This window comes from Streptomyces sp. NPDC021212 (assembly GCF_044332925.1).
In the GTDB taxonomy this organism is placed as follows: Bacteria; Actinomycetota; Actinomycetes; order Streptomycetales; family Streptomycetaceae; genus Streptomyces.
In genome coordinates, this window is sequence record NZ_JBIRPZ010000004.1 from 222,611 (window position 1) to 237,049 (window position 14,439).

General features: G+C 71.4%; 12 protein-coding genes, 1 tRNA gene and 1 pseudogene. 9 read left to right on the top strand and 5 right to left on the bottom strand.

What is annotated here, in order from left to right; all coding sequences use genetic code 11:
• Positions 1-33: 33 nt before the first annotated feature.
• Positions 34-603, bottom strand: coding sequence for a TetR family transcriptional regulator (locus tag ACH4SI_RS12450; RefSeq protein ID WP_398295648.1), 570 nt, complete (start codon positions 601-603; stop codon positions 34-36).
• A 128-nt stretch (positions 604-731) separates the two neighbouring features.
• Between ACH4SI_RS12450 and ACH4SI_RS12455 the strand changes: the two genes are divergently transcribed.
• Both ACH4SI_RS12455 and ACH4SI_RS12460 read left to right on the top strand, forming a co-directional pair.
• The gene (locus ACH4SI_RS12455) at positions 732-1,634 is read left to right on the top strand and encodes an SDR family oxidoreductase (protein ID WP_398295649.1); all 903 of its coding nucleotides are present in this window, start codon (positions 732-734) and stop codon (positions 1,632-1,634) included.
• Positions 1,635-1,843: 209 nt separating this feature from the next.
• Entirely contained in the window at positions 1,844-2,155 is a 312-nt protein-coding gene (locus tag ACH4SI_RS12460) for a hypothetical protein (protein WP_398295650.1), read from the top strand.
• A 100-nt stretch (positions 2,156-2,255) separates the two neighbouring features.
• Here the strand turns inward: ACH4SI_RS12460 and ACH4SI_RS12465 are convergent, their stop codons facing one another.
• Positions 2,256-2,798: an SRPBCC family protein gene (locus tag ACH4SI_RS12465; protein ID WP_398295651.1), complete on the bottom strand. Its 543-nt coding sequence runs from the start codon at positions 2,796-2,798 to the stop codon at positions 2,256-2,258.
• A 213-nt stretch (positions 2,799-3,011) separates the two neighbouring features.
• On the opposite strand from ACH4SI_RS12465, the gene ACH4SI_RS12470 reads away from it, so the two are divergent.
• Both ACH4SI_RS12470 and ACH4SI_RS12475 read left to right on the top strand, forming a co-directional pair.
• Positions 3,012-4,004 carry an immunity 49 family protein gene (locus ACH4SI_RS12470; RefSeq protein ID WP_398295652.1) on the top strand — a complete coding sequence of 331 codons (993 nt, stop codon included), beginning with the start codon at positions 3,012-3,014 and terminating at the stop codon, positions 4,002-4,004.
• A gap of 404 nt (positions 4,005-4,408) precedes the next feature.
• Positions 4,409-4,804: pseudogene (locus ACH4SI_RS12475) on the top strand (UTRA domain-containing protein); the annotation flags it as partial.
• A gap of 145 nt (positions 4,805-4,949) precedes the next feature.
• On the opposite strand, the gene ACH4SI_RS12480 reads toward ACH4SI_RS12475, so the two are convergent.
• Together ACH4SI_RS12480 and ACH4SI_RS12485 are read right to left on the bottom strand one after the other, a co-directional pair.
• A tRNA-Ser gene (locus tag ACH4SI_RS12480) sits at positions 4,950-5,036 on the bottom strand.
• Between the two features lie 39 nt (positions 5,037-5,075).
• Positions 5,076-6,656: a S1C family serine protease gene (locus ACH4SI_RS12485; protein ID WP_398295653.1), complete on the bottom strand. Its 1,581-nt coding sequence runs from the start codon at positions 6,654-6,656 to the stop codon at positions 5,076-5,078.
• A gap of 217 nt (positions 6,657-6,873) precedes the next feature.
• Here ACH4SI_RS12485 and ACH4SI_RS12490 point away from each other — a divergent pair, with 217 nt between their 5' ends.
• From ACH4SI_RS12490 to ACH4SI_RS12500, 3 genes are all read left to right on the top strand, one after another.
• Positions 6,874-7,707: a glycerophosphodiester phosphodiesterase gene (locus ACH4SI_RS12490; RefSeq protein WP_398295654.1), complete on the top strand. Its 834-nt coding sequence runs from the start codon at positions 6,874-6,876 to the stop codon at positions 7,705-7,707.
• A gap of 65 nt (positions 7,708-7,772) precedes the next feature.
• Positions 7,773-8,447, top strand: coding sequence for an ATP-binding protein (locus tag ACH4SI_RS12495; protein WP_398296050.1), 675 nt, complete (start codon positions 7,773-7,775; stop codon positions 8,445-8,447).
• 178 nt (positions 8,448-8,625) lie between these two features.
• On the top strand, positions 8,626-9,594 hold the full coding sequence (locus tag ACH4SI_RS12500; protein ID WP_398295655.1) for a DUF5926 family protein: 969 nt from the start codon (positions 8,626-8,628) through the stop codon (positions 9,592-9,594).
• Positions 9,595-9,980: 386 nt separating this feature from the next.
• On the opposite strand, the gene ACH4SI_RS12505 is transcribed toward ACH4SI_RS12500, so the two are convergent.
• On the bottom strand, positions 9,981-10,655 hold the full coding sequence (locus ACH4SI_RS12505) for a bifunctional DNA primase/polymerase (protein WP_398295656.1): 675 nt from the start codon (positions 10,653-10,655) through the stop codon (positions 9,981-9,983).
• A 562-nt stretch (positions 10,656-11,217) separates the two neighbouring features.
• Here ACH4SI_RS12505 and ACH4SI_RS12510 point away from each other — a divergent pair.
• Complete coding sequence (locus ACH4SI_RS12510) at positions 11,218-12,783, top strand: SpoIIE family protein phosphatase (RefSeq protein WP_398295657.1); 1,566 nt, start codon at positions 11,218-11,220, stop codon at positions 12,781-12,783.
• A gap of 89 nt (positions 12,784-12,872) precedes the next feature.
• The gene (locus ACH4SI_RS12515; protein WP_398295658.1) at positions 12,873-14,381 is read left to right on the top strand and encodes an aminopeptidase P family protein; all 1,509 of its coding nucleotides are present in this window, start codon (positions 12,873-12,875) and stop codon (positions 14,379-14,381) included.
• Positions 14,382-14,439 lie beyond the last annotated feature (58 nt).

Sequence of the window (14,439 nt, forward strand, 5' to 3'; positions counted from 1 at the left end):
GCCGGGCGGGGACGCGAAGGCCCGGTTGTGCCGCTAGGTCCTGCCCGCGGTCGCGTCCTTGAGCTGGTGGAAGGAGTCCTGGACGATGTCAGCCAGCATCCGCCCGCCCGGCTCGCCGATCCAGCGCTCGTACGCGACCTTGAAGACCGCGACCCCGGCCTCGGCGATCAGGCTCGCGGTCGGCTCCGCGACACCACGTCGGCGTAGCGCGTCGGCCATGGCCGAGGCGAGCAAGGCGAGCTTCAGCAGCTCGCGCTCCTGAAGCCCGGCGTTCGCGGCGATCACGGTCTGACGCTGCCGGGAGAGTTCGCGACGCTCTTGCAAGCGGACGGAGAGAGTCCGGAGGGCCTCGGCCACCGCGTCGAGGGGAGCTGCGGCTTCTGGCGCAGCGGCGATGGCGTTCGCGCAGGCTTCCAGCACTTCGACCTGACCCGCGAACAGCACCTCGCGCTTGTCGGCGAAATGGCGGAAGAACGTCCGCTCGGTGAGGCCCGCCCGGTTGGTGATCTCCGCGACCGTCGTCTGCTCGAATCCCCGCTCGACATAGAGCTCCAATGCCGCCCGTTCAAGTCGCTCACGCGCGCCCGGCTCCCATCGACCCATGACCACGATCCTACGCGATGACAGTGACTGACATCGTGGTGGTACGCTCTCGATGACAGCGACTGACATCACCTCGTCCGGACGCGCCCCTGCGCGTCGAGGACAGACCACACCTGGAGATCTCACCGATGCGTGTATTCGTCACCGGCGCGTCCGGCTTCATCGGCTCCGCCGTCGTTCCCGAACTCCTCCGCGCGGGCCACCAGGTCCTCGGCCTCGCGCGCTCCAACGCCTCGGCCGAGGCCATCGCCGCAGCGGGCGCCGAGGTGCACCGCGGCGCCCTCGACGACCCCGACAGCCTGCACGCGGGCGCCTCCGCGGCCGACGGGGTCGTGCACCTGGCGTTCATCCACGACTTCTCGGACTACGAGGGCGCCGTCAAGACCGACCTGCGCGCCATCGAGACCTTCGGCGCCGCGCTCGAGGGCACCGATCGCCCCCTCGTCGTCGCCTCCGGCCTGCTCGGAGTCGCCCCGGGACGGGTGGCGACCGAGCGGGACCAGCCGGGCCCCGCCTCGGCCGGCCCCCGGGAGGCCGGCGCGCGGGCGACGCTGGGCCTCGCCGAACGCGGCGTCCGTTCGTCCCTCGTGCGTCTCGCGGCATCGGTCCACGACGAGGGCGACCATGGCTTCGTCCCGAGACTGATCGACATCGCCCGTGAGAAGGGCGTCTCCGGCTACATCGGCGAGGGCTCCAACCGCTGGCCCGCGGTCCACCGCCTCGATGCCGCGCGGCTGTTCCGACTGGCCGTGGAGAAGGCACCGGCCGGATCGGTGCTGCACGGCACCGCCGAAGAGGGCGTACCGATCCGCACCATCGCTGAGGTGATCGGCCGTCACCTCGACCTGCCGGTGGTCTCCATCCCCGCCGAGCAGGCGGACGAGCACTTCGGCTGGCTGGGACGCTTCCTCGGCGCCGACGTCTCAGCGTCCAACACGCTGACCCGCGAGCTGCTGGACTGGCACCCGACCGGCCCCGGTCTCATCGACGACCTCGCCCGCGGCCACTACTTCGGCGCCCGGGCCGCCTGACCCGGCGCCTGCGCCACGGAGCCGGTGGGTGGGGCTTCCCGGGCTCTGTAGCCCTGCCCACCCGGCATGGAGATCGGCACGCCGGGCGGCCCGGGAACGATCCGCTCGTGCTGTGAGGAGCACCGGCAGCACTCACGCGAGCCGTGAGCGCCTGTCAAGCGACCGCCGCTAGCAATGGGTCAGGAGGCGGTCGGCGTCTCCTCCGGATCGTGTCCGAGCAGGAGGCAACGATGCGTCGTATTGGGCTTGTGGCGGCGTCGGCATTGGGGACAGTGGCCCTCGCCCTGTCGTCAGCGGGGTCGGCCGCGGCGGCCGAGGGCACCCTGACCGTCGGCCTGATCACTCACACCAACCCAAGTGGCTGTTACACGACGAACATCTGGCCGATGTTCGTGTCGAACAACACCAACCAGGTCGCCACCGCCTTCGCACTTCCGAACTGTCAGGGGCCACGGATCGGTCAGATCGCGCCGAACGCCTCCAAGGTGTTCGAGTTCGGCAGCAGCGTCTCCATCCCCTGACGCCCGGAGTACGGGAGCAGACCGGCCCCCACGGCACGGGGTGAGACGGCGGACAGGCGGAAGGGGTGTCCCTCCAGCAGGGGCGCCCTCTTCCGAGCGGCTACCGCGCAGATCCTCCGGTGTTCCGGCTTCGGACGTCGCGGACCATCGCCTCAATCGTCGTTGTCATGTTGCGGCGGAGCTGGTCAAGCCGTCCTCGCAGGAGCGCCGCGGCGTTCTCGGGGTCGGCCCGCACCGCCGCGCGGGCTCCGCTGTCGCCCGGCCCGTGGGTGAACGACTGACGGACCACCGTCTGATCCGGTCGCTCGGCGGGCCGTAGATCGTAGTGCCAGGTGGCGAAATGCTCCTCGGTCTCCGGGGAGCCCCCGAACACCTGCCAGCCGAATGAGGACGGCCGCTCCGCCGCGACGACCACGCATACGACCTGCGTGACAAGCCCGTTGGGGAAACGGTTGCGGGCTTCGAAGCGCGCGCCGACCGTCGGCTCGCTCCAGCCGTCCAGCCAACCCGCGTACGTGCACTCCGGGCTCCAGTCGCCGATGCGTGAGAGGTCCGTGATCGCCTCCCAGAACTGGTCGATCGGTACGTCGACGGATAGTTCGACCTCTGCCCGGGCGCCGGTGACGCCGAAATCTTGATCCATACGAGCGTAGACCGAGCAGACGACGAAGACTCATCGCAGCCCCCTCGGGCGCACAGCGCGTCCTCATCGTCACCGTGCCCGCTACCTGCCCCAGGGGCGAGGTCGTGCCCGCTGAGCCAGGAATCCACCGCTTGCCGAAGTGCCCCAGTGCTGTCAGTGCCCGTTGATAACGTGCTTCGTCCAGTCGTGGAGTTCATGAGGGGACCGGGGAACATGCGGAATGTGCCATGCCACCAGGTCGGCGAGCAGCGGTTGGCCGAGGCGCTCGACGACATCGACGGGCGGGCCTACACGCGGTGGCACTCGCTGCGGTACGGCAGCATCTCGCCGACGCTGATCCGGGCCATGGCGGACGAACTGCTCGACCATGTCGCCGCGCGAGCGGTGACGGAGCCGGGGCTCGATGCTGCGGCCGGCACGGTCGCCGTCACCGCCGCGGAGTGTGCGCACGGAGTGCTGAGCATCATGTGCTTCCCGAACGGGGACCAGGAACTCCGGTTCCCCCTCATCGGGGAGCGGATCAGCACGGACCCGGACGACGACGAGTTCGGGGACGGGCCCATCACCTTCCGGGACGTCGTCAAGGAGGCGCCCACCGCGCGGACCTGGCTCGACATGTTCGAGATGTGTGTCGTCAGCGGGCATGTGTGGGACTGGGAGCGGGTCACCGGGCTGCTGCTGCGCGGCGACTACGCGCCCGCCATCCGTGACGGCGTGCCCTACAACCGGTACACCTCCGTCTCCGACCCCGCCGACCTCGCCGCCATGGACGCCCTGTGCCCCTATCTCACCGAGGAAGCCGGGCATCTGCCCCGCGACTGGCCTACGGTTCCGCTGCGCAAGCCGGACGCCGGGGAGCGCACGGAGGCCGCCCGGCGGCTCGACGAGGTCGGCGACGCGCTCAGCGCGGACCAGCGGCTGCTCCGCGTACTCCTCGACGACGACCAGCACGCCTTCGAGGACGCCCTCGTCGCCCGGCTGGTCGCGTACCGGGAGAGCGTCGAGGCCGATGCCGGTGATCCCGCGCCCCGGTCCCTCCTCCCCCTCGGCACCCTCGCCCTGGCCTGCCTCGCCGTCCAGGTCCATGGGTGGGAACTCGGTGTCCGGTCCGGGTACCTGCCGTACGGACTGCTGGGATCGCCGGACGCGCCGCGCCGGGCGGCGGAGGAGAACCGGAACAACTTGGGCCGCTGGGCGGCCAAGTAGGCCACCAGGGTCGCGAAAGTGGGAGTGGCCCGACATCCAGGACATCGTGGTGGAGACGGACTCGTCCCCACCGAGGCAGCGCGTACGTCTGCGCGACAGCCAATGACGAAAGACCCCCCTGCCCACGTCGGCGAACGCCATCTGCCGGATCTCCACGCCCTGCGACCCGGTAGCCCCGACGGCGCCGAGCCTCAGTCCGTGTCTTTCGCGATGTTCCGAAAGACACGGCCTAGTCAGTGCGGTGCATATCGGAACAGGTGATCCCCCGCACTGCGGCGGCCCTGCCAGCGGCAGGAGCGGACAGCAAGATCACCGGCCCATGTCCCCAAAATGGTCAGCACCCGGGGCAGCAGCAGCCCAGCCCGATGCCACCAGCCCGACTGCCGGGTTTCCGTAGCCTCATGGTGCGACTCGGCATCGCCGAGGGCGAGTTGTGCGTCCGGACGTCGTACGAGTTCCTGGCCGACGCCAGGCCCGTGCAGCTGTCGACGAGTTGGGAGCCGTACGACCTCACCGCCGGCACGCTCGTCGTCCTCCCCGAGGGAGGGCCGCACGCCGGGGCGGGCGTCGTGAATCGCATGGCCGCAATCGGAATCACCGTCAGCCATGCCGTGGAGCAGCCGGAGCCCAGGCAAGCGACCGCTGAGGAGGCATCGCTTCTCGGCATCCAGAAGGCCGCGCTCGTCACGCACATCCGGCGGACGTACTACAGCGACCAGGGACGGCCCGTGGAGACAGCGGACATCGTCGTACCCGCCGCTCACTGCGAGATCGTGTACGAGATTCCGATCAATCGGTAGTCGACGGGGCCCTCCCAGCCGGTGTCCGGCCGTGCCCCTTCCGTGCCCGATCGGTCGGGGAATCGTGGGGAACGGCGGTGTCCTGCGGGTGGCGCGCATGACGACGGCCCCCGACCGTCTTGCCTGGTCAGGGGCCGTCGAACTGCGGAGGCTGTGGGATTTGAACCCACGGTGACATCGCTGCCACGACGGTTTTCAAGACCGTTCCCTTAGGCCGCTCGGGCAAGCCTCCCCGCGCCACCTCAGGTGGCGCGGGGATCAGCCTAGCGTGTCAGCTGTCTCCCTTGCGCTGCCCCAGGGTGACGTCGACCGTCGAGGTCTTGCCGTCGCGCTTGTACGTGAGGGTGACCTTGTCGCCGGGCTTGTGGGTCCAGATCTCGCTGATCAGGGTCGGGCCGCTGTCGATCACGGTGTCGTCGAGCTTGGTGATCACGTCGCCGGACTTGAGGCCCGCCTTGGCGGCCGGGCCGCCGGGGACGACGGCGGGGCTGCCGCCGGCGCCGTTGGCGGCGATGGTGGCGCCGCCGCCAGAGTCCTTCATGCTGACCGTGGCCTCGATCACCGGGTAGACCGGCTGGCCGGTCTTGATCAGCTGCTGGGCGACGGTCTTCGCCGTGTTGATCGGGATGGCGAAGCCGAGGCCGATGCTGCCGGACTGCTGGGACTCGCCGAGGCCGCTGCCGCTGCCCGCGGACTGGATGGCCGAGTTGATGCCGATGACGCCGCCGTCCGCGTTGAGCAGCGGGCCGCCGGAGTTGCCCGGGTTGATGGAGGCGTCGGTCTGCAGGGCGCTCATGTAGGAGGAACTGCCACCGCCGCCGTCGCTGGAGGCGACCGGCCGGTTCTTGGCGCTCACGATGCCGGTGGTGACGGTGCCGGAGAGGCCGAAGGGGGCGCCGATGGCGACCGTGGCGTCGCCGACGACGACCTTGTCGGAGTTGCCCAGCGGCAGCGGGTCGAGCTTGGCGCCGGAGGCGTTCTTGAGCTTGATGACGGCGACGTCGTAGCCCTGGGCCTTGCCCACGACCTCGGCGGTGTACCGCTTGCCGTTGGAGAAGGTGGCGATGAGCTTGCCGTTGTCGGCGGCGGAGGCCACGACGTGGTTGTTGGTGAGGATGTGGCCCTGCTTGTCGTAGACGAAGCCGGTGCCGGTGCCGCCTTCACCGTTGTTGCCCTGCGCCTCGATGGTGACGACGCTGGGCAGGGTCTTGCCCGCGATGTTGGACACGGAGCCGGGAGCGCGGCTTTCCGCCTTCGGGTTGCCGACGGCGGAGACGGTGGTGGTGTCACCGCTGTTGTTCTCCCGGTCGGCGGCCCAGAAGCCGACGCCGCCGCCGATGCCGCCCGCGACCAGGACGGCGGCCAGGACGGCGGCCACGAGCCCGCGGGGCTTGCGCTCCGGCGTCCCCGGTGGAGGCGGTACGGGGGCGGTTCCCCACGGGTCGCCCGGGCCGCCCTGGCCACCGGAACCGGGGTCGCAAGGACCGCCCGGCCGGCCGTCGGAGGGCCACGGTCCGGCTCCGGAGCCCGGAGCGCCGAAGCCCGGGGCACCGCCGGGGTCGCCCGCACCGGTCGACGCGAACGCCGCCGGGGGCTGGGTGGGGGCCGGGGGCTGGGCCGGAGGGGTGGGGGACGGCGCCGGGTCGCCCGCCTTCGCCATCGGATCCGGGGCCGGGCCTTCCGGAGCCGCGCCTATCGGCGCGGCCGGGGCGTCCGGCGCGTCCGGCTTCGCGCCCGCAGTGGGCTCGAAGTCCGGGGCGGGCGGCACCGCAGGGTTCGGGTGCGGCGCCGGAGGGGCCGGTTGCGGCCCGGCCGCAGGCGGTACGGCAGCGCCCTCGTTCTCGGTGCTCACAGCTGTCTCCTCAGGTGCACGACAGTTTTTCATGACGGCCCACGCGTACGTATCACCGTTGTCAGCTTTTCCCACAGCGCGTCAGACCGCCGTAAGGAGCGGCGGCCGTGTGGACTACCACCCTTTATCCCGGACAATTCGCCCTACCGCCATTCCGGGCAACGGCAGGAAGAGGAACCTTCCACCGAGTGACACCGGGCGGTGGCACCATAACGCGGTGACCTATGCGCGTTCTGACCGGGACATCCGCCCCGGTCCGCACACCGTGTCCGTCGTGGCCCACCGCGGGGCCTCCGAGGACGCGCCGGAGCACACCCTGGCCGCATACCGCAGGGCGATCGAGGACGGCGCCGACGCCCTCGAATGCGATGTCCGGCTGACCGCCGACGGGCACCTCGTCTGCGTCCACGACCGGCGCATCGACCGCACGTCCAACGGCCGCGGCGCGGTCTCCGGGCTGGAGCTGGCCGATCTCGCGGCCCTTGACTTCGGCTCCTGGAAGGGTCAGGCCACCGACAAGGAGGCGCCGGACCGCAAGAGCCGCGACAGTACGTCCGTCCTCACCCTCGAACGGCTGCTGGGGCTGATCGCCGACGCCGGACGCCATGTCGAACTGGCTATCGAGACCAAGCATCCCACCCGGTGGGCGGGCCAGGTCGAGGACCGGCTGATCCAGCTGCTGCGCCGGTACGGGCTCGACACGCCGCCGCCCGGCGAACCGCCGCCCGTGCGCGTCATGAGCTTCTCTGCGCGCTCGCTGCACCGGGTGCGCAGCGCGGCGCCCGCCATCCCCACCGTTTATCTGATGCAGTTCATCCTGCCGCGCCATCGGGACGGACAGCTTCCGCCGGGGGTGCACATCGCGGGGCCCAGCATCCGGATCGTGCGCAACCACCCGACGTATGTGGCGCGGCTGCAGCGCGCGGGGCACGGAGTGCACGTGTGGACCGTCGACGACCCGGCCGATGTCGAGCTGTGCGTGCAACTGGGGGTCGACGCGCTGATCACGAATCGCCCCAAACGGGTACTGTCCCAACTCGGGCGTTCATAGTGGGCATTACAAGGCGTGCACCGGCGCGTTCGTTACGTATTCGATCGTGACGAGTGCGTCACACGATGCCACTTGGCCGGTTTCCGCTCCAGCCCGTCGGGGCATTCATCCCCTGGCGTGGGGCTAAGGAGGTCTCGGGGGTGGCGTTGGTGGTGGCACAGAAGGTGCCGACGTCGTCGACCATGGCCGTACCCCATGGTCCTGCGGGCGTCCGCGCGGCAAGACACTGGATGCGCGGCGATTTGAGCAGGACTGGGGTATCGGATTCGGTCATAGACGACGCAGTGTTGATCCTTTCGGAACTGCTCAGCAATGCGTGGCGACATGGCAGCGCATGGCGCTCCGCCCCTGGCGGCGGGACGGTTCGCGCGGCATGGAGCGTCGACGAAGACGATCGGGTGAGGGTCGAAGTCACGGATGGCGGTGGCCCCACAAGGCCACTTCCGGCCAAACCTTCCGTTACGGCCCGCGGGGGCCGCGGGCTGAACATCATCAGGTCCCTGGCCGACGACTGGGGCGTGCGCGACGGCACGGGCGAGGTCACCGTATGGGCCCTCCTCCCGGCCGACACCGGCTTCTCCGGCCGGGTCATGCTGTCGGCCGACCTCGGCGCGGAGCCCGGCCTCCGCACGAACGGCAGCACCAACGGCAGAGCCAACGGCAGCACGAACATCGACACGAACATCGATCCCGATTTCGACCGCGAGCTGGGCTTCGCCGATCTGGACGAGCTGGCATGAGCGACGCGGCGCATCTGGCCGACGAGCTTCGGCCGAAGGGCTAGGCTCCCGCCCGTACGCGTAGCCGTACGACGACGTACGCGCCGATACGAGCCCGTAGCCGATCCGAGCGCATACGAGCCGTGTACGAGCCGTGCGGACAAGCCCTGAGCCGCCACGATCGGGAGACAGCCACACCATGGCCAAGAAGCGCCGCCCCCAGACGAAGGCCGCAGGACCACGGGGCGCCACGGGCGACATCCCCGTGGTGGGTGCGCGGGAGCCCTGCCCGTGCGGTTCGGGCCGCCGCTACAAGGGCTGCCACGGCCGGGAGGCCGCCCACGCCGTCACCGAGCTGGTGCAGCGCCCCTTCGAGGGACTCCCCGGCGAATGCGACTGGGTGGCGCTGCGCGAGCTGGTGCCCGCCGCGACCGTCCGGCTGCCCCTCGCCGAGGGGCTGCCCGAGGGTGTGCCGTCGGTCACCCTGGCGACCGTGCTGCCGATGGCCTGGCCCGCGCTGCGCCGGGACAGCGGCGCCGTACTGGTCGGCCTGCAGAACGACACGGCCTCCGGCGACCTCAGCCGCGACCTGGCCGACACGCTGCGGCGCGCGCTGACCGCCGAGCCCGGCACGCCGGTGTCTGCCCAGCGGGCGCCCGGCGACGGTCCGCGCCTCCAGGATCTGCTCGACCCGAACGGCGCTTTCACGCCGACCCTGCACGAGGGGTTCGAGTTCTGGCTGGAGGACGCAGCGAACGCGACCGGGGAGGTCGCCGCGTCGCTGGAACGGGCCAACGCCGCCGCGATCCCGACCGCCCGGCTCACCGGCGTGGAGGCCGCCTACTGGTGCGAGACACCGGAGAAGAACCACCTGCGCTGGGTGATGGCCCACCCGGAGGAGAAGCTGCTCGACGCGCTCGCGCGGCTGCACGCGGCGGGGGCGTCCTCCCTGGGCGAGGGCACCCGCCTGGTGGGCTCCTTCCGGGCCCACGGGCTCACCGTGCCGGTGTGGGACCTGCCACGCGGCATGGGCGCGGAGGAGACCGAGAAGCCGGCCGCGGAGCTGGCGGAGCGGCTGGGCGAGGCGCTCGCCTCGGACGAGCCGCTCACCGCCGAACAGCGGCGCGCCCGGGGCGGTCTCACCAACCGTCAGGTCACGCTCAGCTGAGCGTTACCGACGGTTCGGCCGAGCGGCGTGACGCTGCTCACAACTTACGGTTACGGCCTGGAATTACACGTCCGGAAATCCGCGATCGAATTTGCTTGGGGCCGATCTCTTGTTACGGTTCTAAAAGCCCGGTCGCTGGTGCATCCCCCGTCGCCAGCGACCGGGCGCTTGCATGTCCGGTACCGGAACGCAACGGTCCGGTACGAACCAATCGGCCGCGGCGGCGCGGGAGTTGCCCCCGCCACAGGCCGACGCGCAGGCCAACCCACCAGTCGGCGCCCGGCCGCGGAAGATCACCCCGAACGCACCACACGCGGCGAGGCCGTGGGCCGCGCCGCGTGTGATGTCGACAGGTTCTGTTGAGTGTCGCGTCCCGGGGTCCCGGGTCAGTAGGCGAGCCGGCTGCCCCCGTCGGGCGCGCTGCTGCTCGCCTCGACGAGCGCGTCCACCACGGTGGCCACCTCCGGCAGCCAGGGCCGCCCGCGACGGCGCTGCGGCGTCCGCTCCCAGCGCACCCGGCCAAGACCCGTCTGCGACGGCGGCAGCACCAAATAGCCGCCCTCGCCGTGGAACCGCAGCGAGCTGGGCACCCAGTCCTGGCGGTTGAGCAGCTCGCCCAGCTCCTCGAGGGAGTACGGGGCGACCAGCAGCGACCAGCGGGTGGGCGTGGCGACCACCGGGCCGAGCCGGACGCCCGCCCGGTCGAAGGCGGCCAGCGCCCGGGCCCCGGCGACCGCGGGCAGACTGAGCGCGCACGGGGCGGTGCCGCCGGTGGCCAGGAGGAGCGGCGCGCCGGGGCGGTTGGTCCACCACCAGCGCACCATGCGCGGATCCGTGGTGGCCGCGAGGAGAGCGGGGTCGAAGGGGTGGCCGCCCGGCACCGCGCATTCCGGGTCGGGACAGCCGCACACCCGCAGGCGTCCGCCGCCGGTCTGGAGGCCGATGCCCGGCAGGACGGGCCACTGCCACTCGGTGGCGCAGGTGAGCGCCGCGCGGAGCTGCGGCGAGCGTGCGCCGCGCCGCAGCGAGAACTTGCGTCGCCTTCCGAGGATCTCGCGCATGAGCGCTCGTTCCTTTCCGTTAACGCCGAGGGCTGTATCCGTTCGCACTACATGGCACTACGTGGCGCTGCCGGGCGTCGTTCGGCCACTCACAGCACGTGGATCACAAGTCACTGCGCGTACAAGGCAGCGCATCACGCCGCGGGCCGAGCGTGGAACGTGGCGAGGGGTGGCGCGCGCATGGCGCTTACCGTCCTGGGTGGTGCGTTTCCTCGCCATTCGAAGAGGGGCGCGGCCGTTGTGGTCTATGACGCCTGGACCGGCCACGGGGTTCCGGGGCGGTCCGAACTGCCCCAGTCCCTCTCCGAATGTGTACCCGCCGCGATGGAGACGACGCGCTGTCGAATGACGTCAGTCGACCTCAAATTGACAGCGTAACGACTTTTTTTCGGCCAAGTTCAATTCCCCACAGACACTAACAAGACCACCGGGACAATGCTGGACATCGCCTCTCCCGTGCGTGTACATCTGGAGACAGTAGCGGCACAGTAGCGGCGCAGCATGACAGGGGGTTTGCGATGCTATTGAGCAAGCTGGGCGCAGCGGGTGAAGGCAGCGGTCCATGAACTCGCCCCATCCGCCGAAAGTGGCTGGAATCGATTCTTCCCTACCCGGACCCACGCAAACTGCCGATCCCATCAGCGCGCCCCTCCCCGGGCCGGACCCCGGCGTTCAGGACCGGCTGGCCGGGTGGGTATCGGACCTCACCACGCTCCACGAACTCACCGAGCGGCTGGTCCACACCAGTACCCTCGACGACGCGCTGAGGGAGCTGCTGCGCGCGGGCGCCGCGCTCGTGGGCGCGCAGCGCGGGCTGGTCGCGCTCGAACCGGCGGACGGGCAGGGCCCGGTGACCAGCGTCGGCCTCGGCCTCGGCCACGCCGACCTCGGCCAGATGGAGACGATCCCGGGCCCCTCCGTGCCCGGCGGCCATCTCCTCGACGGGCTGCCCGAGCCGGGCGGCAAGCGGCGCGCCGATGTCACCCACTCCGACATCGCGGGCGAGGCCGGTCTCCACCCACGCCATCGCGAGGTCGCCGCCCGCCTCGGCTTCGCCGCCAGCTACGCCGTCCCGCTGGACCCCTTCCCCGGCCCCGGGTCCGGTCCCGGATTCGGCATCGTCCCCGCCCCCGCCCCGGCCGAGGACGCGTCCCCGGGAGCGGGCGACCGTACGGCGCCGGGCCCGGGGCAGGGCGCCGCGCAGGCTTCCGCCCCCGGCGGTGCCCCCGGCATGGCGGGCGTGCCCGCCGGGCGGCTGGGCGCGGTCGCCTGGCTCTACGACGAACCGGCCGAGCCCGAGGAGCACCAGCGCCATCTGGTGGCGCTGTACTGCCGTTACGCCGCCGCCCACATCACCCGGCTGATCGAGCTGGCCCGCGCCCGCGCCACCGTGGCGACCGTCCGGGAGGAGCTGCTGCCCACCCGGCTGCCGCGGCTTCCCGGGGTGCGCCTGGCCGTGCGCCACCGTCCCGGCCCGCGGGGCGGCGGAGGCTGGTACGACGCGCTGGCGCTGCCGGACGGCGCCCTCGGCCTCTCGGTCGGCGCGGTCACCGGTTCCGGGCCGAGCACCATCGTCGCCATGGGACGGCTGCGGGCCTCGCTCCGCGCGTACGCCGTGATGGAGGGCGAGGATCCGGTCGCCGTGCTCTCCGATCTGGAGCTGCTGCTGCGGCTGACCGAGCCGGCCCGCTCCGCGACCGCCCTGTTCGCCTACTGCGAGCCCGGGGTGCGCCGGGTGCTGCTGGCCGGGGCGGGGCACTGTCCGCCGCTGATCACCGGGGAGCGGCGCACGGAGTTCGTGGAGACCACGCTGTCCGCGCCGCTGGGCATGCTTTCCTGCTGGGAGGCGCCGAGCGTGGAGATCGAGCCCGCCTGCGGGGAAACGCTTTTGTTCTACGGCGACGGGCTGCTCCACCGCACCGGCGAGCCGATGGACCGCGCCTTCGCGCGGCTGCACGCGGCCGCGGCCGGCGCCCCCAGGTCGGTGCGCGCCGATCCGGACGCCCTCGGGGACCATGTGCTGCAGGCGATGCTGCCCGGTGACACGGAGGACACCGGGGAGACCCATGACGACGACGCGGGGGACGGCGCGGAGGACATCGTCCTGCTCGTCGCCCGCTTCGATTGAGCCCGCCTCGACTGAGCCCGCCTCGATTGAATCGGCGGCTGATCAGCAGCGTCCACGACGTCTCCCGGGGCCGTACCCCCGGACCTACCATGGGAGAGGTCCAGTTCGAGGAGGATGACGTGACCGAGGAGCCCACTCCTGACGCTCTGGAGACCCCGGAGGCCGAGGAGCAGCCCATCAAGCAACGGAAGAACGGTCTCTACCCGGGCGTTTCCGATGAGCTTGCCGAGAACATGAAGTCCGGCTGGGCGGACACCGAGCTGCACGACCTGAGCCCCATCGAACAGGCCTCGAACACCGCCCGCCGCCGCGCCGCGCTCTCCGCGCGCTTCCCCGGCGAGCGCCTGGTCGTCCCCGCGGGCAACCTCCGCACGCGCTCCAACGACACGGAGTACAGCTTCCGCGCCGCGACCGAGTACGCGTACCTCACCGGCGACCAGACGGAGAACGGCGTCCTGGTACTGGAGCCGGAAGCGGCCGGGGGCCACAAGGCGACGGTGTACCTCCTGCCGCGCTCCAACCGGGAGAACGGCGAGTTCTGGCTGGACGGACAGGGCGAGCTGTGGGTCGGGCGGCGGCACAGCCTCGGCGAGGCCGAGCGGCGCTTGCGCCTGCCCGCGAAGGACGTACGCGAGCTGGCCGACCAGCTCCGCGCAGCGACCGGCCCGGTGCGCGTCGTACGGGGCCATGACGCGGGGATCGAGGCGGCGCTGACCGACAAGGTCACCGCCGAGCGCGACGAGGAGCTGCGGGTCTTCCTCAGCGAGCAGCGCCTGGTCAAGGACGAGTTCGAGATCGCCCAGCTGCAGTCGGCCGTCGACTCGACCGTGCGGGGCTTCGAGGACGTCGTGAAGGTCCTCGACAAGGCGGAGGCGACCTCCGAGCGGTACATCGAGGGCACGTTCTTCCTGCGCGCCCGCGTCGAGGGCAACGACGTCGGCTACGGCTCGATCTGCGCCGCCGGTCCGCACGCCACCACCCTCCACTGGGTGCGCAACGACGGCCCGGTCCGCTCCGGCGACCTGCTGCTCCTCGACGCCGGGGTCGAGACCACCACCCTCTACACCGCGGACGTCACCCGCACCCTGCCGGTCAGCGGCAGCTACACCCCGCTCCAGCGGAAGATCTACGACGCGGTGTACGAGGCGCAGGAGGCGGGCATCGCGGCGGTCAAGCCGGGCGCGAAGTACCGCGACTTCCACGACGCCGCCCAGCGCGTCCTGGCCACCAAGCTGGTCGAATGGGGCCTGGTCGAGGGCCCGGTCGAGCGTGTGCTGGAGCTGGGTCTGCAGCGCCGCTGGACGCTGCACGGCACGGGCCACATGCTCGGCCTGGACGTGCACGACTGCGCCGTGGCCCGTACCGAGACCTATGTCGCGGGCACGCTGGAGCCCGGCATGTGCCTCACCGTCGAGCCCGGCCTCTACTTCCAGGCGGACGACCTGACGGTGCCCGAGGAGTACCGGGGCATCGGCGTCCGGATCGAGGACGACATCCTGGTGACGGAGGACGGCAACCGCAATCTGTCGGCGGGGCTGCCGCGGTCCGCCGATGACGTCGAGGCGTGGATGGCCCGGATCGTCGCGCAGCGGAGCTGAGGCCGAAGCGAAGCGGGACGCTGGTGGGGGGAGCGGCCGGCGCCGCTCCCCCACCCGT